Source organism: Ruegeria sp. CDSA033, from assembly GCF_059612305.1.
This window is the reverse complement of sequence record NZ_JBXWQI010000022.1, coordinates 23,720-42,250: the sequence shown is the minus strand read 5'-3', so window position 1 is coordinate 42,250 and position 18,531 is coordinate 23,720. Positions and strand designations below refer to the sequence as shown.

15 protein-coding genes are annotated in these 18,531 nt (G+C 55.4%); 5 read left to right on the top strand and 10 right to left on the bottom strand.

What is annotated here, in order from left to right; all coding sequences use genetic code 11:
- Nucleotides 1-380: 380 nt before the first annotated feature.
- Both AC2FLA_RS19710 and AC2FLA_RS19705 read right to left on the bottom strand, forming a co-directional pair.
- Nucleotides 381-1,529 carry a right-handed parallel beta-helix repeat-containing protein gene (locus AC2FLA_RS19710; protein ID WP_496724575.1) on the bottom strand — a complete coding sequence of 383 codons (1,149 nt, stop codon included), beginning with the start codon at nucleotides 1,527-1,529 and terminating at the stop codon, nucleotides 381-383.
- Nucleotides 1,529-2,851, bottom strand: coding sequence for an O-antigen ligase family protein (locus tag AC2FLA_RS19705; protein WP_496724573.1), 1,323 nt, complete (start codon nucleotides 2,849-2,851; stop codon nucleotides 1,529-1,531). The genes AC2FLA_RS19710 and AC2FLA_RS19705 overlap by 1 nt, the downstream gene beginning before the upstream one ends.
- Before the next feature lie 379 nt (nucleotides 2,852-3,230).
- On the opposite strand from AC2FLA_RS19705, the gene AC2FLA_RS19700 reads away from it, so the two are divergent.
- Nucleotides 3,231-4,442 (top strand): Coenzyme F420 hydrogenase/dehydrogenase, beta subunit C-terminal domain, encoded by a 1,212-nt coding sequence (locus AC2FLA_RS19700; RefSeq protein ID WP_496724571.1) that lies wholly within the window; start codon nucleotides 3,231-3,233, stop codon nucleotides 4,440-4,442.
- 59 nt (nucleotides 4,443-4,501) lie between these two features.
- On the opposite strand, the gene AC2FLA_RS19695 is transcribed toward AC2FLA_RS19700, so the two are convergent.
- From AC2FLA_RS19695 to AC2FLA_RS19680, 4 genes are all read right to left on the bottom strand, one after another.
- The gene (locus AC2FLA_RS19695; RefSeq protein ID WP_496724569.1) at nucleotides 4,502-4,705 is read right to left on the bottom strand and encodes a hypothetical protein; all 204 of its coding nucleotides are present in this window, start codon (nucleotides 4,703-4,705) and stop codon (nucleotides 4,502-4,504) included.
- Between the two features lie 199 nt (nucleotides 4,706-4,904).
- Nucleotides 4,905-5,525, bottom strand: a complete 621-nt coding sequence (locus AC2FLA_RS19690; RefSeq protein ID WP_496724567.1) for a VPLPA-CTERM sorting domain-containing protein — start codon at nucleotides 5,523-5,525, stop codon at nucleotides 4,905-4,907.
- Nucleotides 5,526-5,960: 435 nt separating this feature from the next.
- Entirely contained in the window at nucleotides 5,961-7,559 is a 1,599-nt protein-coding gene (xrtD, locus tag AC2FLA_RS19685; protein WP_496724565.1) for a VPLPA-CTERM-specific exosortase XrtD, read from the bottom strand.
- Between the two features lie 112 nt (nucleotides 7,560-7,671).
- Entirely contained in the window at nucleotides 7,672-9,066 is a 1,395-nt protein-coding gene (locus AC2FLA_RS19680; protein ID WP_496724563.1) for a hypothetical protein, read from the bottom strand.
- A gap of 263 nt (nucleotides 9,067-9,329) precedes the next feature.
- Between AC2FLA_RS19680 and AC2FLA_RS19675 the strand changes: the two genes are divergently transcribed.
- The gene (locus AC2FLA_RS19675; protein WP_496724561.1) at nucleotides 9,330-10,235 is read left to right on the top strand and encodes a glycosyltransferase family 2 protein; all 906 of its coding nucleotides are present in this window, start codon (nucleotides 9,330-9,332) and stop codon (nucleotides 10,233-10,235) included.
- 116 nt (nucleotides 10,236-10,351) lie between these two features.
- On the opposite strand, the gene AC2FLA_RS19670 is transcribed toward AC2FLA_RS19675, so the two are convergent.
- The 3 genes from AC2FLA_RS19670 to AC2FLA_RS19660 all read right to left on the bottom strand — a co-directional run bounded on the left by AC2FLA_RS19670 (nucleotide 10,352) and on the right by AC2FLA_RS19660 (nucleotide 14,244).
- Complete coding sequence (locus AC2FLA_RS19670) at nucleotides 10,352-10,942, bottom strand: polysaccharide biosynthesis/export family protein (RefSeq protein ID WP_496724559.1); 591 nt, start codon at nucleotides 10,940-10,942, stop codon at nucleotides 10,352-10,354.
- Between the two features lie 117 nt (nucleotides 10,943-11,059).
- The gene (locus AC2FLA_RS19665) at nucleotides 11,060-13,492 is read right to left on the bottom strand and encodes a tetratricopeptide repeat protein (protein ID WP_496724557.1); all 2,433 of its coding nucleotides are present in this window, start codon (nucleotides 13,490-13,492) and stop codon (nucleotides 11,060-11,062) included.
- Nucleotides 13,493-13,566: 74 nt separating this feature from the next.
- The gene (locus tag AC2FLA_RS19660; RefSeq protein WP_496724555.1) at nucleotides 13,567-14,244 is read right to left on the bottom strand and encodes a sugar transferase; all 678 of its coding nucleotides are present in this window, start codon (nucleotides 14,242-14,244) and stop codon (nucleotides 13,567-13,569) included.
- Nucleotides 14,245-14,820: 576 nt separating this feature from the next.
- Between AC2FLA_RS19660 and AC2FLA_RS19655 the strand changes: the two genes are divergently transcribed.
- From AC2FLA_RS19655 to AC2FLA_RS19645, 3 genes are read left to right on the top strand one after another with little or no spacing between them, the layout of a single operon-like run.
- Nucleotides 14,821-15,306 carry a UDP-N-acetylglucosamine--LPS N-acetylglucosamine transferase gene (locus tag AC2FLA_RS19655; RefSeq protein ID WP_496724553.1) on the top strand — a complete coding sequence of 162 codons (486 nt, stop codon included), beginning with the start codon at nucleotides 14,821-14,823 and terminating at the stop codon, nucleotides 15,304-15,306.
- A complete protein-coding gene (locus AC2FLA_RS19650; RefSeq protein ID WP_159090175.1) occupies nucleotides 15,303-15,815 on the top strand; it encodes a glycosyltransferase in 513 nt (170 codons plus the stop codon). Before AC2FLA_RS19655 ends, AC2FLA_RS19650 begins: the two co-directional genes overlap by 4 nt.
- Nucleotides 15,816-15,832: 17 nt before the next feature.
- The gene (locus tag AC2FLA_RS19645) at nucleotides 15,833-17,176 is read left to right on the top strand and encodes a nucleotide sugar dehydrogenase (protein ID WP_496724551.1); all 1,344 of its coding nucleotides are present in this window, start codon (nucleotides 15,833-15,835) and stop codon (nucleotides 17,174-17,176) included.
- Between the two features lie 282 nt (nucleotides 17,177-17,458).
- On the opposite strand, the gene AC2FLA_RS19640 is transcribed toward AC2FLA_RS19645, so the two are convergent.
- The gene (locus AC2FLA_RS19640) at nucleotides 17,459-18,505 is read right to left on the bottom strand and encodes a ParB/RepB/Spo0J family partition protein (protein ID WP_496724549.1); all 1,047 of its coding nucleotides are present in this window, start codon (nucleotides 18,503-18,505) and stop codon (nucleotides 17,459-17,461) included.
- Nucleotides 18,506-18,531: the final 26 nt, after the last annotated feature.

Genomic DNA, 18,531 nt, shown 5'->3' with positions numbered 1-18,531 from the left:
GCAATTTTTCTGGAGGAAAGACCCAAGATTAAATCCGGCGAAGGCCTCAATTCACTTCTGTTGTGCTCAGTTACACCCCCCAATCCTGGGAAAACAGCCCTTACAGATCAACTCTGAAGGTGGAGTTTCACCCATTTTCCCGTTGAATTCCGGTCAATTTAAATTCGATTCCGCAATCCCATATACATTTGTTTTTATTGTACTTTATTCACTTAGATAAAAGCTTTACCGATCCAGAAGATAGGATCATTTGATGAGTAAAACGTCTTCTTAGCACCCGAAAATCGTGATGCTTTGATTGCTTCCCGCCTCTCCCGGCTGGAGATTCGCCGCGAAAATCAATAATCATGACTGACAGAGGTTTTGGGCTTCAGAACATTCTACGGATTCAATAAGTCCCGTAGACGCTTGTGCGCCCCAAATTCCTCTGCAGGGCCGCCTTCGACAGGTGTTAAGTCATCTATCGTCATACCAAGATGGGGCAGACCCTTCGCGAAAACCGTATTGTAGTGATACGGCTGACCACGTTGTTTGGTCTGCAACAACAAATTGCCGTCTACCAGACGGCCCTTTTCATGGCCCATTAAGTTGCCGGCAACCAAAACATCCGATCCATCCTTCACTCGCACAACCGTCGCCTTGTGAATGGTATCCGGGATATTGATCAGAGTGTTGTCGCGGACAACCATTTCCGAAGTGCCCGGGTCACCACTCACTACAATGCCGTTGAACATGCCGGTGGCGATGATGTTCTGTTCGATCAGGATGTTGTTGAAGGTCCCGCCTTTCAGGAAAATCCCCTGCGACCCTGCAGCATCATCGGTTTGGGCAAGAAACACGTTGCCGCGAATAACCCCGTCCGATGACCCGGTACCCTGGAACTGCATGAAGTCCAGATGCCAGCCAGCGCCGGCAAGCGGGTAAACGTGGCCGCCGCCTGTGTTGTTCTCGATCAGGAAGTCAGTAATCCCGATGAACTTGAACGCGTCGCTTCCAATATAATCGACGTGGTTGTCGGAAATCTCGATCCCCTGGTTGGGATAGATGACAAGGCCGTTTTTGACATCATGGACATAGTTGCCGCTGATCTTGATGTCGGTGTTGCCGTTGGCATAAATCCCGTAGTGGCCGAAGTAATCATTGTCTTCTAGGCCATGAACTTCGGAATTCAGAAATTCCACATGGTGGCTGTTCTCAATCGAAACAACTTTGGAAGCCGCCGCCCCGTTCCCCGGATGGGCAACAGTGATTCCGTCTATATGCAACCCGCGAACAGTGTCGATCTGCAGCGACCGAAAGCGCGCTGCATTTTCGGGATCGATTGACCTGATCTGCACAGGTTCCCGGAAATCGAGGTTCGACAACACGACATCCCCGTAATCGCCAGCTGGCAACCGGATCATCTCGCCGCCCCGGGCCTTAGCCAACTCCTTCAGGAGTTTGTCACCATCGGCAAATGCGGGTGCGGGCGGGATGATTAGCGAACAGAGGCTTCCCGCGAGAAACAACGCCATGCGGAAGCGAAACATCACGTGTCCGTCCTGCGCGAATGCTTGGCGTCATAACGGGTGTATCGCGGCGCTGAGTCAGTACGCCTGTAATTCCGGTCTTTGCGACCAGATTTATCTTCTGCCGAGTCCGCCGTGTTTTGATCATGCCGGTTGTCATCGTCGAGAATCCATGCGCCGGCACCCAGCAGGAAAATGAATAATATATAAACGACCTTCCAGTAATGGACGGTCCAGCCCCCCAGGAAAAAACCCATCATGCAGACCAGATACCCTGTCCTGAAGTGGGAAGACCGGTCACTCAGCCCGGACTTGAAAATAATCGGAAGAAACAGCCCAAAAAACGCCAGTTGCATGAAAATGGCGGCGGGCAGGCCGCTGGTGACTGCAGGATGCAGCCAGAACATGTCCAGACTGCTACTCTTCCATTCGGGCCGGAACCATTCTCCCAAGCCAACACCAAAAAGCGGGTGCATCTGGACAGAAATGGTGCCGAAGTGCCAGATCAGGATACGCGAGTAGGCGGTTGACGTATTGAAGGCGAAAAGCGAAATGAAAATCTCTGGCGTTGATCGGTTGGCCGCGATCTCGATCGCAACGACCATTGACAGAATACCGCTGCTGAGGATGACCCAGCGCTGCCGGACCTTGCGCAGCCCCCGATCCCAGATAATCAGTGCAATCTGTGCGACAACCGCAGTCAGGGGGCCGGAAGACAAGGCCAGAAACGCTGTTCCGGTAACCAGAATGGTCTGAGACCAGCGCCGCACGAAAGATTTCCCGTAGCCCAGAACATAATAGGTCAGGGCGATCAGCCCGCCGCAGAACACTCCGAAGTGGATCGGATGCTGGAAAACGCTCTGCACCCGGTCCAGGCCCCAGCGCGGTTCCTTCCACACATTCCAGCCCGAGAACGTGATCTTGTTCGCCAGTTCCAGCAGGATGTTATGCGTCGTCAGCGTTTCATAAAGGGCAAACGGCATCAGCACCATTATGATCCAGAAAAACATCCGGACGACCGCATAAAAATCATCCGCATTCCGGATGAAGCAGCGCGCCATGAAATACGCGCCCATAGTTTCGATAAAATAGATACCGGACGGCTCAATCGCGAGCGACGGGCCATGCAGAGCAAAGTAACTTATCGCTGTCCACAAGCACAGCCCCAGCAAGGCCAGGTCAGCGACGCGGATACGTCCCGCTTTGCCCTGCATCCACATGATCAGTCCCGGCACGATCCAAAGCGTAAGCAGGAAGCGCGAGGCACTCATCTGTATCGGGCCAAGCTGAAAGAAGAACGGGATCACCAGGGACAGAATGAACAGGCGAAGTAACCACGGCATGCGATGTCCGCGAACAGCACCGGCAGGCTCTGCCGAGTTAGAGAAGGAACTGCTCGTTGTTGCCGTCATCGCTCACACATTTCCTCGTCAACGTATGGATAGTATACCAATCGGGTGTGCGCATACACCTATCTGGAAGGTATGTGTTTTTTTGGTGATATTTACGAAAAAGTCATGGAGTTGCCAAGAACTTCCGGGAAAAGGGCTTTATCGAGAAGGGCGGAGATGCCAGTCTGATCCCGGTTTTTGGCACCATGGATATTTTTGAAATGAGTTTGTTTGGAGACGAGTGGAATGCGGGTGAATTGGAAAAGAACGCCTCGACGGAATTGCGCGCATGCTGCGCTCTGACCGCTGCAGTAGCAAAACAATAGATACTGTGTTTCAACCTTCCCCGACACTGCAAAAGATCGCGCGCGGGCAGCTGTGCGCCGGATGCGGCGGATGTGCGACAATAGCCCCGGATGCTGTCACTATGGAATACTCGCAGGACGGGTTTTTGAGGCCTGTGCAGAAGGCCGGGATATCTGAAGAGGCTGAGGAAAAAGTCGCCGCGGTCTGCCCGGGGCTTGGGCTGACGCAAGACCCCGGCGGGCGCCGGGATCATCCGCTCTGGGGGCCGATGACCGGCCTGTATACAGGATATGCAACAGATCCGGCGTTACGCCAGAACGGATCGTCGGGCGGTGCGTTGTCAGCCATTCTTGTACATCTTCTGGAAAGCGGAACGATCGATCACGTCCTGCAGACCGGAGCGGCCCCCGACCTGCCATTCGGTAACCGCACGGTAACAAGCATCAATGCCGAGCAGGTTTTCCAGGCAGCCGGTTCCCGATATGCGCCCTCGGCGCCGCTGGACGGGCTGGAACGCTGGCTGACAGGGGGCCGCCGCACCGCATTTGTCGGAAAACCCTGCGACGTCGCGGCGCTGCGGTCACTGGCGCGAATTGATCCGCGTGTGCAGGAACGGTTTCCGGTGATGCTGTCATTTTTTTGCGCCGGCGTGCCCAGCATCAACGGTGCCAGAAAGGTCGTCGAAAAGATGGGGGGCGATCCCGATCAGGTCGTGGCATTCCGTTTCCGCGGAGACGGATGGCCCGGATTTGCCAAGGCAACGATGGCGGACGGATCCATCCGGGAGATGAGTTACGCCGACAGCTGGGGCGGTATTCTTTCGGGACATGTTCAGTTTCGCTGTCGTATCTGCCCCGACGGCACAGGTGGTTTTGCCGATATCGTGTGCGCCGACGCGTGGGAAACGGATGAGCGCGGCTATCCCCTGTTCGAAGAGCGCGAAGGGGTGTCGCTGATCGTCAGCCGAACAGAGAACGGAGAACGAATTTTGCAGGACGCCATGGCTGGTGGCGCGATTGAGGCTAAACCATTCGATGCAGAGGGCATTCTGGCAATGCAGCCGGGGCAAAAGGGAAAGCGGCGCTTTACCCTACCCAGATTGCTCGCGCTGAAACTGGCTGGAAAGCCAGCACCCAGATATGATGGGTTTCATTTGCTGCGAAACACCTGGGATGCGGGGCTATTGCTGACAGTGCGTAATTTTTTGGGTACTTTGCGGCGGATCGTAATGAGATAAACAGAACGGGCTCAGAACAGTTTGGCAACCCGGTTGAAGGGGGAAGGCGGCCTTATCAATCAGCTATAGATTTTTTGCTGATCGCGCTGCACCCAGCGCTTGCGCAAGGCGCAGAGCCCCAGAATGGGTAAGATAACCAGCGGAATACTGGCCAGACCAGCAAGGACAAAAAACGCCCCCGCAGCCATCCACCCGTATCCGGTCGCCAGTGCCACAAAAGCAGCGATACTACCCATCATAGTGGCTAGCACGAGAACTCCCATGACAACACTCCTTAGCTGCGGATCGAATCTTTGCACCTTAAAGTAGAGTTAATTTGACGGACGTCTATTAAAAAATCGTTACTGTACTTTACTGAGCGGATTTTTGACCAAAAGCCCGGCCCGGCCAAATCTGCCATGGCAAATAAAAAAGGGTCGCCGTTAGGCAACCCTTTCCTTGTAAGCTTATAAATCGCTGATATCAGACAGCGATCTTGCGGCGTCGGCGCAGAAGGGTCAGCCCCCCCAATGCCCCCAGCAACATCAAGCCGGCTGCAGGAATCGGAACCGGTGACGCGGTAACCAAATTCTGGCGACGATAATAATTCTCGTTTTCCAGATAGCTGAGGTTCCATTTCTTATCGCCCGCATAGGTGCTTGCGGCCGCCAGATACTGGTTTGCCAGACTAAGTACGCCGGAGTTCCCCCATGCAACGAAGGAACCGCCGTTAACACTGTTGTCAGTGTCATAAACGGCATTCCAAAGCGCAACCTGAAATGCTGCCGATGTTTTTGTATCGTCCGTCGCAAGACCGGCGGTGTATACGGCGTCGAACAGTGACTGGATACGGTGTATCGCACCGCTCGCAATCAGGTTGAGGCTTGCAAACGGTGTATCGGTTACACTGTAGTAATTGTACCGCCCATGAGGAGCATTGGCCGCCAGATCCAGGCAAAACGCAACGAAATTCCCAAACACGTTGTTTGGTGCGGGCGTTCTGTCTTTAAGGGCAAATGCGCCGGCTCCGACGTTACGATACGTGGCGACCCCATCCGCATGGACCCCCAGATATTCATAAGAACCTGCTGCAGGTCCCTTCATTTTCACAGTTAATGCAGATGCCGCCCCACTCAGAGTTAATGTGGCTACGGCCGCAACGGCTATAAGTTTTCTAAGTTTCATCTCAAACGTCTCACATCACAAAACTTGTTACCGGCTGAAATGCAGCCACACATGCCCAGAAGGGTCTTCACAATACAATATATCTTTTTTTTCAGTATCTTGGAAGAATTTTGATGGATTTGACACTTTTTTGCCAAAATTCGTTTATTTCGGCATAGATACGCGCCAAATATCGCCCTTCAAGACGCATGATATTCACCGAAAACAACCAAAAGGTAAACGTCTCCGCCGTCTGAGAGCCCCTGTTCCTCAGCGATTCTTCCTTGTTCGGATTACAACGCTTTCGATCACATTGTTTCCCCTTTAGAGACAGTTAACAGTTGAAAAATCGGGGTTGCGCGCCCAAGAGATCCCTTAAATCGGAACGAAACGCGGCAGTCTGCCCATGCTGTGACCCATGAATTCGATCAAACGGGCATCCGCATCGGCTTCGCTTTCGTCCGCGGCGATCGGTGTGGCGTAGCGCACCAGCGCTCCATCCGTGCGGCCCATCGTGACACTGTCAATGACGACACCCATTTTAGCCTGGAAATCATTGGTCTGCCGTTTGCCCCGCTGTTCGAACCAGTAATAGACCAACTGCTGGGACAGACCTTTCTGAATCACCGCGCGATTTACTGTGAAGGTCCCATACTCTTCCAAACCAGACGTGACCTCATGGGGATTCAGGCTGAAGATTTCCCATCCCCCCACCGGTAAGCACACTTCCGGAGAGTGGATACCCGAGCCTTCGGTTTGCTTGTCATAAAAAGCCACGAACATGTTGATATAGCCTGCCTCCCCGGGCCGGGCATAGGTCGCGTTGAGATAATCGGTGGCCCCAAGCACGCGTTCTACATTGGGGTCCAGCTGCGCGGATGACCCTGACCAGTCACCCAACTGACGCGGAAACAGAGAGAATGGATCGCGGTCAACCGGCCGGGCGTCAGGCTCGGGCTGCAAGGCCCAGGCGGCCGATATGGTCAATGTCAGCAGGGCTGCCGAGGCCAGCGCAAAGGACGGCCGGATCGCCAGAATCTGAACAGCAATTCGGCCAAACCCGTGTGTATCAAGATCAATCGCCTCGGAAAGGGGTTTCGGGTCCGACCCCAGACGCTGCAGAAAGATGGCCATGGCGAACAGGATCGCGATGCAGAACAGAAAGATCACCCAGCCTTCGAAGAAATGTAGAAATCCTTCGGCGGCTCCGATCCCGTAACTGTCCACAAGAATGCCGATTACTCCGATCCGCACCGAGTTCATCAATATGGTCAGGGGCACGGCAGCCAGCAGCAGCACCAGTTTGTGCCAGATCGGCCCGCGATAGAGCAGAGCGAAGAGATAGGAGAAGCTGAGGATTGGGAACAGATAGCGCAACCCGGAACAGGCTTCCGCCACCTGTAGTTTATAGACGCCCAAATCAATCACGTTGCCTTCAAGGAAGACGGTCACGCCTGCCAGATCGACCAGCCAGACACCAATCGCCGAAGAGACCCACTGCAAAAATATCGTCAGTTTCCAATACAGGAATTGCGGCAGGGGTAACATGAACACCAGATGTATGACCGGCAACTGATGATACCGGCCCCGTTTCCAGCCAAAGATGGCCAGAACCACACCACCCACCCAGATGATCATCGCATAAGTGACGATGTCAGGGATACGGGTCAGGTTGCCAAAGACCGCCAGCATCAAAGCCAGAAAGACAACAATGATCCCGGGCCAGCGGTCCGTCACATTTGCGTCGGGCGGTGGCATCCCGCGCATTTCGCGCAGAAAAAGATATAGCGAGATGATCGGGATCAGAGGGCCATGGCTGTATTCCGGTGTGGCCCAGGCCTGCCCCAACGACACAAGACCGATCCAGAATATCGGAACAGATCCTGCCAAAAGAAGTAAGAACCACGCCAGCCCTGCGGGGTTTATGGTCGGCAAATCGCGAAAAATCGCAGAATAGGCACGTGTATCAGCCATAAAATCTTACCGTTCTCAAACTAACAAAAGGACACTGGTAAACGGGAACGCATCGGACTTTTCGGAGCGTATCATAAAGTTGCGCTGACAGGAATTCGGCGCGGCAGATATATCAACGAGTCGTGAAGCTTCGCGAAAGCGTAAAGAATACCTCGTTGGAATTTGCACGCGGATCGCTTTCGGTTTCGTAGTCTATGTACTCGTAGCCGACTGAGAAATCCCAATCGGCTGTCAGGTCGCGTACATATGCTGTGCGGAACGTCCCGACCTTGTTGTCTTCTGCGGTGCCGTCACCAATCGACGATACGCTGGCGTAGTCGAGATTGAAGGTCATGAATGAAATCGGATTGATCGTGAACTCATATCCCAGGAACGCGCGGGTGCGACGGGTTTCTTCGCTGCGATCATTAGTCCGGTAGCTGCGATCAAACCCAACTGTCAGCCTGGAACGCGGACGTTCATGAGTATATTGCAGGTTACCGATCGGATTAGTCTCGCCCAGCGGGCCGCGCGTAAGCCCCAAACCTGCCTCAAGCCCGCCCAACGGCAATTCAAGGGCGCGCTCGAAAAGAATGGTGTTACGGCGCCCGTTGATGCTCAAATCCGACCCCAGCTCGACCCCGGCGTTTCCGTTGGGCATCTCGCGAACCAGACCCAGGCTTCCGACCACTCCGCGCTCTCGGGAATCCACCCCGACTTCCTGAGTTTCATCGATGTCAGTGTAGCCGATCGTGGCTTCCAGAAGGGTTGCAGGGTCAATGTCGTATGTTAGCGAGAAGTTCGTGAATTTGCTGGTCCTATCTGTACCTTCAGCGTCTTCTGCCTGGTAATCTGACTGCGCAAAGCTCAACCGGCCTTCCAGCACCGGGGAAAATCTGAAGCGCCCGAATACTTCGTTGGATATTGTCTCGCGTTCAAACAGAGAGGGGTCAGTGGTGTCGTCATAATCGACGTGTAAATAATTTGAGGACAGACCAAAGCCGAATGGATCACTTACCCCGGTTTCGAACTCCAGCCCCGCGTTAGTCGTTTTACGGGTCCCGTCGTCCAAAATGAGATCGTCGTCAGTGCTATCAAAATCTTCGTCAATACGGCGCAGCGGGTCTTCAAAATTCAGGTCAATTTCACTATAGCCTAAATTCAAATCAAGCAGGCTGTTGGCTCCGAAACGGCCATAATTGAACGCTGCCGAGGGAGAGTCGAACTCAAATTCGCTGGACTGTTGAGGTACATCAGAAAACCGGAAGATACCGCTTAACCCCAGCGACAGTCGATCCAGAGGGGTTTCTTTCAGCAGGTCGTAAGTGACAGTATTGTCCCACAGCGTGGTTGTTCCCAGCGATGGTTCGTCCAGCCCGAAATTGTCATTCACCCGCACCGACGAGGAAATCCCAAAGCTTTGCGTCAGCCCGGTAACTTCGGCCTCTTGTGGCGTGGCCACGCGCGGCACCGCATGAATTGCCAAAGCTGCCGCGACGAAGCCAGATACTCTGCTGCTTGCTCTCATTGCGATTTTCCGCCTGTTTTTCTTACCTATTCATTACCGCCGTTACGTCAGGAAATCATGCAAGAAGCGTTTTCCCCCGTTCCAGTCTCGCCAGACGTAACGCCAAAGCCACAATGACCCCGGCTTTGCCAAGGAACAGATGCGATACAGGAGGTAAATGTTCCTTCAAACAGGGCGGGATGCTAGAAGATAACTGGCCGTTCCGGCGCTGATAGCGCAGTATTTTCAGAGTTCATAATGTCATTTTTTCAAGATAACAGATCATGACCGTTTCCGTTTCCGTCATTCTTCCTTCATATGGCCGCCCCGACAGTCTGAAAGTGGCCTGTGAGAGCGTCCTGTCGCAAAGTTACCGGGATCTGGAACTGATCGTGATCGACGATGCGTCCGAGATCGACCTGCGGCCCGTTGTCGAGGCGCTCGGAGATGACCGGGTGCGCTATGTCCGGCACGAGGTTAATGGGGGCCCCGCCAAGGCGCGTAACACTGGTCTCAAAATGGCGCGGGGCCGTTTTATTGCCTTTCAGGACAGTGACGACATGTGGCTGCCTGACAAACTATTCCGACAGATAGAAAAGCTTGAATCCCTGCCCGATGAGGTGGGCGTTGTGACCGGGTCAAAGATCCTGTACGGGCGCGACGAATTCCACAATTACGGCCCCGGCAAGGTCACGTGCGCTCCGCCGCCAGATGGACAGATCAAACTGGATGATGATCAGGTTCGGAGGTTCTTTTTTGGCAACCGGATCAGCCTGCAAAATGCAGTCTTCCGGCGTGGCTGCTTTCCCGACAGGGAGTGGTTTGATCCTTGTGCACGGGCAAATGAGGATTGGGACTTTACGGTTCGTCTGGTGCAGCACACGAAAGTTTATGAAGCTCTCGATCCGGTTGTGCTGAGTTTCATTTCCCCGGACAGTATTTCCCGCAATACCCGTAAGCAAGCAATTGGCACAATCCGGGTTCTGAAGAAAAACCAGCGCGTGCTTGCCGCATATCCGGACGCACATACCCGCATTTTACTTTACCTCGCACAGGCACTCATGACGTTGGGGCGAAAACGGGCAGCTAAAAAGATGTTGCGTAAAGCGCTGCGTATACACCCCACAAAAACACTGGCGTTCGTAACAGCACGAATTCCCAGGGTTCTGAGGAAACGGCTTTCGTTTTAGGCCTTTCGACCGGGAACAAGAGATTTAGAGGAACGGCAGGGGCTGCAAAGCGATCCAGCCCTGCCGTCATAAACCGCGCAGAAGAAAACCCCTGCGCCAGTTTGCTAGCTCGGGTTTTATTCGAACAGGCGCCGTTGCGGGACGACGATGACATCTCCAGGAACCAGTACAGTGCTGCCTCCAACGCTGGGTTTTTTCCCGGTGCGGAAATAGTCATAAAAGAGAACCTGTTCGCGTCGGCGCAATTCGATGCGTTTACCAGCGGCAAATCTGGTCAACCCGCCAGCCTGCGCCAGGGCCTGCAGCAGCGTCGTGCCTGGCCTTGCATCAAGTAACCCGGGCGTGTTGACCTCGCCCATGACGTAGATGGCATCCGTATCAGGAGCGGCTTCCGTTCCCACAATTTCGGGCAATGCGGTCGCAGCGACGGCAACATAGACATTGGGCTCAGCCGCAAATTGTGGCGAAAGCCCCGAGGTCAGCGCATCGCGGATCGAACCTACTGACCGTCCGCCGGCCTGAATCGTTCCAACAAATGGAAAGCTGAATGTACCATCGGGCAAAACCAACACTCTTCGGTTGAGGCTTGGATCCTCCAGAACTTCAACCTGAAGCGTATCACCGGGCGAGACCCTATACCCGCTCTGCGCCTGAACAACGGTCACCGAAAGGATCAGGCCGAGAAGACCGATTAATGTTCTTAGCATCTTTTAAGCCCTCGAAAAATTGAGTTTCTTGTTGAGCCTAGCGTGGAAGATGAGTCCATGTAAGCCACCTGGGAAGCGATGCGTTCACGCTGTGGTGAAATTGTGCCGCAATCAGAATCAGTTACCATTTTCGGCTGGTGTGGGCAGGTCAGCGATTGCAGCCTGTATTTTTTGCATCAGATCTTCCGACACCTCCAGTTCAGTGACCTTTTCCAATGTGGCGCGCGCCTCTGTGTTGCGGCTGAGCGCGGCATAGGTGGCCCCCAGATGATACAGCACCGTGGGTTCCCCGGGCAGCTGCCGGGCCGCAAACTCCAGATGTTTCAATGCCGCGTCGAAATCCCCTCTCCGATAGGCGATCCAACCATAAGTATCGCTGAAATGCGGCACCTGACTGTTCCGCAGACGGCGGGCAATGCGATAGGCCTGATCGAGGCTTTCCGCGTCATCCCGGGCCGCAACCAACAGACTGGCGAGATTGTTGGCAATGACGACCGAGTTGCTGTCGGCTTTGTACAGAGCCTCATAAACATCAATAGCGCCCTCGATATCGCCCTGCGCTTCAAGCGCGCCGGCCTGTATCCATTTCAGATCAGCGCTGTCCGGCAAAGCGGAAAGAGCCTGACCCAGAACTTCGTCGGCCTGTGCCGTATCGGTTCCGGACAGTAAAACATAAAGCGCTATCCAGGTGCGCTCACTCTTCGGTCGTTCCTCAAGAATCGCCCGATAGACGGCGACGGCCTGATCCTGTTTTCCCATCCCGGCAAGAACAGAGGCCTGAAGAAAACGCAACACGACATCCCCCGGCGCATCTTCCAGCGCCCGGTCGAGATAAGTCTGAGCCGCCTCCAGATCATCATTACGCACATGGGCCCGCACGATTCCAATCTCGGCCATGTCGCCGACGCTGTCCCCCTCGTCCGACAGATCTTCAAGATAACTCATTAAGGTTTCTTCATAGCCCTGCGCCGCAAGCAGGCCGGCAGTCAGCGCCTGGACCTGGGCAGCAGTGCCGTCCCCCTGCGCCTCCAACCTGTCGATAGATTTCTGCGCACTTCTCCAGTCCCGCCCGAGTATATGAATCTGCCCCAGGCGCGTCAGCAGTTGCACATTACCGGGCTGGCGGCCAAGTGCGTCGGTCAGAACCCCCGCAGCCAGGTTTGCGTTGTCTTCACGCACCAGATATTCGGCATAGCGCAAAGACTCCTCCGGCGCGCTTCCCGACGCCTCGACAGCCAGGGACAGCATTTCCGCCATCAGGTCGCGATTGCCGTCCCGTTGATGGGCATTTGCGAGCAGGGTCATCAGTTCGGCATCCCGGGGACTGTCTCCAAGGGCCGCCCGCAGCAGAACGATCGCATCCCCGGTTTGGTCATCCCCGATTAACCAGCCCGCCCTGAGCTTGACTGCGCCCACATGGCCGGTATCCGCAGCCAGTACCTCGTCGACAAGCGCGCGCGCGCCGATTTCGTCATTGGTTGCCAGCAGCATATGCGCCAACACCACCCTGGCATCGTTCAGATCGGCAGACGGCTCAGAGGCCGCAATAACGGCCTGAAGTTCGGCGATGGCCGCATCGGTTGCACCAGCCTCAAAACGCTGCCCGGCGCGCAACGCCTGAAACAGAGACCGGTGCGCCAGTTCTCCGGCCAGCATTCTGTCAATCTCGGCGATGGCAGCGTCCGGGCCGCTGGTGCCCGCAAGAAACTGCAGCAGTGCCATCCGGTTTTGCGGATCGTCCTCATCCGGGTCGATGCGCCGGCGCAGAAAGGATTCGGTCGCTTCCAGATCATTGCGGGCCATGTACCAGGAGATCAGACTGCTCTGAATCCCGGGATCGTCGGGAAAGCGCTCCACCATCTCTTCCAGCGCCGCTTCGGTTTCGTCGTCCCGGCCCAGCTGGCCCAATACTGCGAGTCTGATATCGTGAAAGCGCCGCGTTTCGGGCGAGACAGCGAGCGCGGCCGCCAGCGCTTCAAGCGCCTCGGGCCAGCGTTGCTGACGGCCCCAATCGTTCACCACGATGAAATGCGGGATCACCAATTCAGGCGCTTCGACAATCAGGGCCTCCGCCTGTTCGACGGCCTGGCCCATGGCGGATTCATCCTCCGCCTCCAGCGCCTCGCGATAGGCAAGGCTGGCCAGAACCGCCCGCACCACCGTATCCTCGGGGGCCTGTTCGGCGGCCTCCCCGACATGGCGTTCGGCTTCTTCCCAGTCTCCGGACAACGCCGCCATCTGCGCCAGCGCGCGGCGGCCCTCGAGATTATCCGGATATTGTTCGACCAGACGCAGATACTGCCCGTAGGCCTCGGGCACGTTACCGGCGTCGCGGCGCATTTTGGCATAGGTCAACCGGGCTTCTTTATGCTTGCCGTTCAGCTTGAAAACATTGCGGAACTCGATGGTCGCCCGAGCGAAGTCACCATTTTCCAGATATTCCAGAGCTGCCTGAAAATGCTTCTCGGCCCGCTCCTCGGCAGAGTCGCAGGCGACCAGAAGAATAAGGGCGACACCCAATGCACCGCCCCTGAAAGCTTTTTGAAGCATTTTAACCGTCATTGCAGGTTGCGTGTTTAAAGATGGGATGTGTCCGCAAACTGTTCAAGCAAAACCTGATGCGATCAACAGCCCGTACAGCGCAGAACGACCCAGATAGTGCGGGCAAGTATGGACAAATCCGTCCCGGGCGACAGCTCCGCCAGATATTGCGCGTCATAGTCTGCGCGGGCGGCAAAGCTGGTCTGATTGCGGTCGGAAACCTGCCAAGGGCCGGTAATACCCGGACGCAACGCGTAATATGCAGTACCCGGATATAGCTTTCTCTGCTCGGTCATCATCGGGCGCGGCCCAACAATGGACATATCACCCAACAGAACATTCAGAAGCTGAGGCAGCTCATCCAGCGACGTGCGGCGCAACCACCAGCCAATCCGCGTGATGCGCGGATCATTCTTGAGTTTCTGATCGCTTTCCCATTCCGCGCGGGCGCTGGGGTTTTTGGCCAAATAGGCCGCCAGCCGCTCATCGGCATCCGCCACCATGGTGCGGATTTTGAACAGGCGAAAGGTTCTGCCCTCCCGTCCTATCCGTTCCTGGGTATAAAACGGGCGTCCACCGTCGCGCTTGACCAGAAGGGCCATGATTGCGATCAGGCAGAGCGAGATCGGTGCGGTTAGCAGGACAAAGAGAATGTCAAATGCGCGTTTTCCCCCCCGGGAGTATACAGATACCGGTTCCCATTGAGACTGAACCGGTGCGACTGTATCAACTGCACTCACACTTTTAACGTAACTCGTCATAATCAATTTTACTCCGGCACAAAACAACGCCACTAAAACTGTGGCCTGCCCATTCTCATTACATGAACCCTACAACTTTAACTGTGAGGTCCGTCACATTTTTGCCCAGATTATTATTGGGGCTCTGCTCAAATACAGGCACGGTTTTAGCCGATTCCCATCATATTTCAAAGACAATTCAAGAATGCCCGACCGCCCAAAACTGACAATGCCCACAAAATGCCTTATTTTGAACGGCAATGTCAGAGATTCTTTGGACGGGCTGTTTTCATCCAGGAACCAAATCTGGATTTTGCCCTGGATTACCCACCCCAGAGACCCAATACTTCTGTGCTATCACTCGGAAAGGTGCAGTGGTGCCCGAAGTGCACCCGGACACAGGTTTCATACCGCGCTCCACTGTTGCGACAGGCGCCGTACCGGGCGTAATCCGGCTCACCGTCTCTTCTACCCGTTCGGAAAATGGTAGGCCCTGTGCCGACTTTGTCTTAAACCTGACAATGCAGTTCATAGAATATACAAAAACCTGCGGATTTGTTTGATGCTATTAAAAGACCTATTGCCCGGAGCCCCCCCATGAGCAAAAGCCCCCCCCGAGTTCTGGCGGTTGCATCAGGTGGTGGGCACTGGGTGCAGCTTTGCCGACTGATGCCCGCATGGGACGGATGTGATGTGACATATGTCACGACAGAGCCCGGCTTCAGGGCCAAAGTAGAAGCCCTGGCGGCTGAAAGGGGCCAGCCGAAGCCCAGTTACCGGGTCATGATTGAGGCCAACCGGTGGCAAAAGCTGAGGCTGATCCGTTCGGTCTTTCAGGTCGCCCTCATTCTCATCAGGGTCCGGCCGGATGTTGTCGTAACGACGGGCGCTGCGCCTGGCTATTTTGCATTACGGCTCGCATCCATGATGGGGACCCGTACCATATGGATCGACAGCATCGCCAATGCCGAAGAGCTGTCTCTTGCAGGACAGAAAGCCGGAAAGCACTGTGATCTCTGGCTGACACAGTGGGAGTATTTGGCTACCCCGGAAGGCCCACGCTATGAAGGATCGGTCATTTGATTTTTCTGACAGTTGGAACCCATGAGCCTTTTGACAGGCTGGTACGCTGCGTTGACGACTGGTGCGGTGCCCGCGGCGTCGGAACCCGCGTTTTCGGACAGATCACGAAGAACGCCCAATACAGTCCCCGCAACTTCGAGACCGTTTCCACGCTGGAACCGGACGACTACAGCGAACGCTTCCGAACGGCCGAATTTGTCATTTCTCATGCCGGTATGGGAACCATCATCATGGCGCAAAGCATGAAGAAGCCAATCGTGCTCCTGCCGCGGCGTGGACATCTGCGGGAAACCCGCAATGACCATCAGTTCGCCACAATAAAGCGCTTCGGTAACCGGGACGGAGTGTTTGCAGCACAGGAAGAAACAGAGTTGACGGAGTTGCTGGATCGAGTTTCTAAAGGGAATGTATTGGCCGGGGGGGAAGTTCCTGCCTTTGCCGATGCGCAGCTCATTGATGTAGTTAAAGATTTCATCCACGCCGGAAGCGGAAGAAGCCAAGGCGATTGATTGGGACGGTATTTAAGATGGATATGGAAAACGCGACTGACGCCAGGCTTTTGGCGTCGCTGAACAACCAAACAGCCAGGATTGGGGTCGTCGGCCTTGGATATGTAGGCCTGCCTCTGGCCGTAACGGCGGCTTTACGCGGCTTTGCAGTGACCGGTTTCGACATCGATCAAAACAAGATTCGCGCGCTGGATGCGGGCAATAGCTATGTTGCCGCAGTAACGCATGAGATGCTGCAAGAGGCTTCAGACGGCAGCCCTGTTTCGTGGACAGCAGACTTTTCGAAACTGTCCGATTGCGATGTAATCGTCATTTGCGTGCCGACCCCCCTTACCCGCCACCGCGAGCCGGATCTGTCCTTCGTCCAGGAAACAGGCAAGATCATTGCAGAAAATATGCGGGATGGAACGCTGATTGTTCTTGAATCGACAACATTCCCGGGGACGACAAAAGATATTCTGACGCCGATTTTAGCCTCGGGCGGGATGGAACCCAATAAGGATTTCTGGGTTGCCTTCAGCCCGGAGCGTGAGGACCCCGGCAACAAGACATATCGCACCCATTCCATACCGAAGATCGTGGGCGGCGATTCCGATATGGCCCGGACTCTGGCAGTGACTTTCTACAGTAAGGTCGTCGACAAGGTGGTCCCTGTTTCTTCGGCCAGTACGGCCGAGGCGGTCAAAATTACCGAGAACATTTTTCGGGCCGTCAACATCGCGCTCGTGAACGAGTTGAAAATGATCTACGACGCAATGGGGATCGATGTCTGGGAGGTAATCGACGGGGCCGCCACCAAACCCTTCGGTTTCATGCCCTTCTATCCGGGCCCCGGCCTTGGCGGCCACTGCATCCCGATCGACCCGTTCTATCTGACATGGAAGGCCCGCGAATACGGGCATGCCACTCGGTTTATCGAACTGGCCGGTGAAATCAACGTAACTATGCCGCATTACGTTGTAGCCAAGCTGCGCGAAGCCCTGGACCATAAATGCGGGAAGGGCCTGTCGAAATCACGGGTTTTGCTGGTCGGCATCAGTTACAAAAAGAATGTCCCGGATATGCGGGAAAGCCCTTCGGTGGTTCTGATGGACATGTTGTTGAAAAACGGCGCAGAGGTCGACTTCCTGGACCCTCATATCGACAGCATTCCCCGCATGCGGGAATTTCCACATCTGCTGGATCGCGAAGCCGTCCAACCTGGCGATATCAGGCGGGATGACTATGATGTCATACTGATCTCGACGGATCATGATGCGATCGACTATGAGGAGCTGATCAGTCTGGGGCTTCCGATCGTCGACACTCGCAACGCTATTGCATCGCGCGGGCTGTCGATGGACCTGGTGACCAAGGCCTGACGGTACCTGTTCCGATACCGTTTCACTTCGAAACCGGTCGGGACATTTGCTTACGGCCATCCTACCCTATTCCCGATCGTCCGCAAAACATGCGCCCTGTGCCGTGACCTGGTACGGGGCACTCCCGATCTGATTGGGTGCAGTGATATGCGTTTGCGGACTCGCAAGCCACGCGCTCAACCTGATCCAGAGTGGTCCTAAAAGGCGCTGGAGATGCTGACCGCAATCAATGTTTCGCGTGCGAAACTTTTCTTTAATCTCCAGGACGCCCGGAGCGGACCCTTACCGAGATTGCAGCCAATCCTGAAGAGCCTCGGCCAGACGGTCTGAAACCGCCTCGCCGACCAGTTCGATGCGGTACTGCCCCGGAGTGAACCGCAGTTCTATACCCTCGCTCACCGAAGTGACGATCTGTTCACCCGAAGTTGCGCTCGGCCCGGGAGAACGTAACCGACGCGGCATGGGTGGTTTCGGATCGGTGGGGTCTTGGGCCCCCTCCAAGGCCAGGGACAGAATTTGCATCTCGGCCTCTGCACTCTCACGAGGGGTCTTGCACAATCGCTCTTTCAGTGAATCTGCAAAGCCCGGGTCCCGTCCCATTTCCCGGACCAGCGCCAAACCCAGCTTTTCGCTGATGGCAGATGGAAACCAAAGTGCTGCATCGAAGGATTCGACCAGCGCGATAAAGGAACCGATCTTAGACCGCTTAGACCGTGCCGCATTGCCAAAGAGACCCTGTAACGCGGCTTTCTGTGTTGGATACACACCTTCCTTCATCGCCTGAACCGCAATGCGCGCCCGTTCGTAGTGAGAGAGGTTCACTCTGATCTCGTTTTCTTCGACCATCGCCAGATAGGCGTCCTGTGCGGTGTCGGGAGTGATCACCATTGCCCGGATATGCTCGAATTCAGAGTCCCCTGTCTCTTTGAAAAGGCGCCGCAACGCCGTCAACCGCCGCCAGCCAGAGATCAGACCATAGCTGCACCCGCCCACTGGAGTGGGCAGTGCAACCACTTCAACGGGCATCTGCTGGCCGCGCGAACGCAGCGAAGCGACAAGCGCCCCCATTTCCTCTTCGTTTTGTTCCAGACGGTCGCGAACCAGATGGTGCCCATCGATTTCCGCCAGTGGCAGCAGTTCTATCATCCGTCTGTCGGCCCGGGCGTTCTGGAGAGCCTGGCTGACTTCCTGCAGCGCCGCCGTGGCAGCAGCTTCGCCAGCCATTTGCGCAATCGGAGCCGGGTTCCGGTCCGGAGACACAGACCTGACCTCGGAAGAAGCCTTCAGATAATCCAGCCGGGCCGGGGTCAGTCGCTTGCGTTTTGCCATCTCTGCTGCTCCTCACATACGCTGGG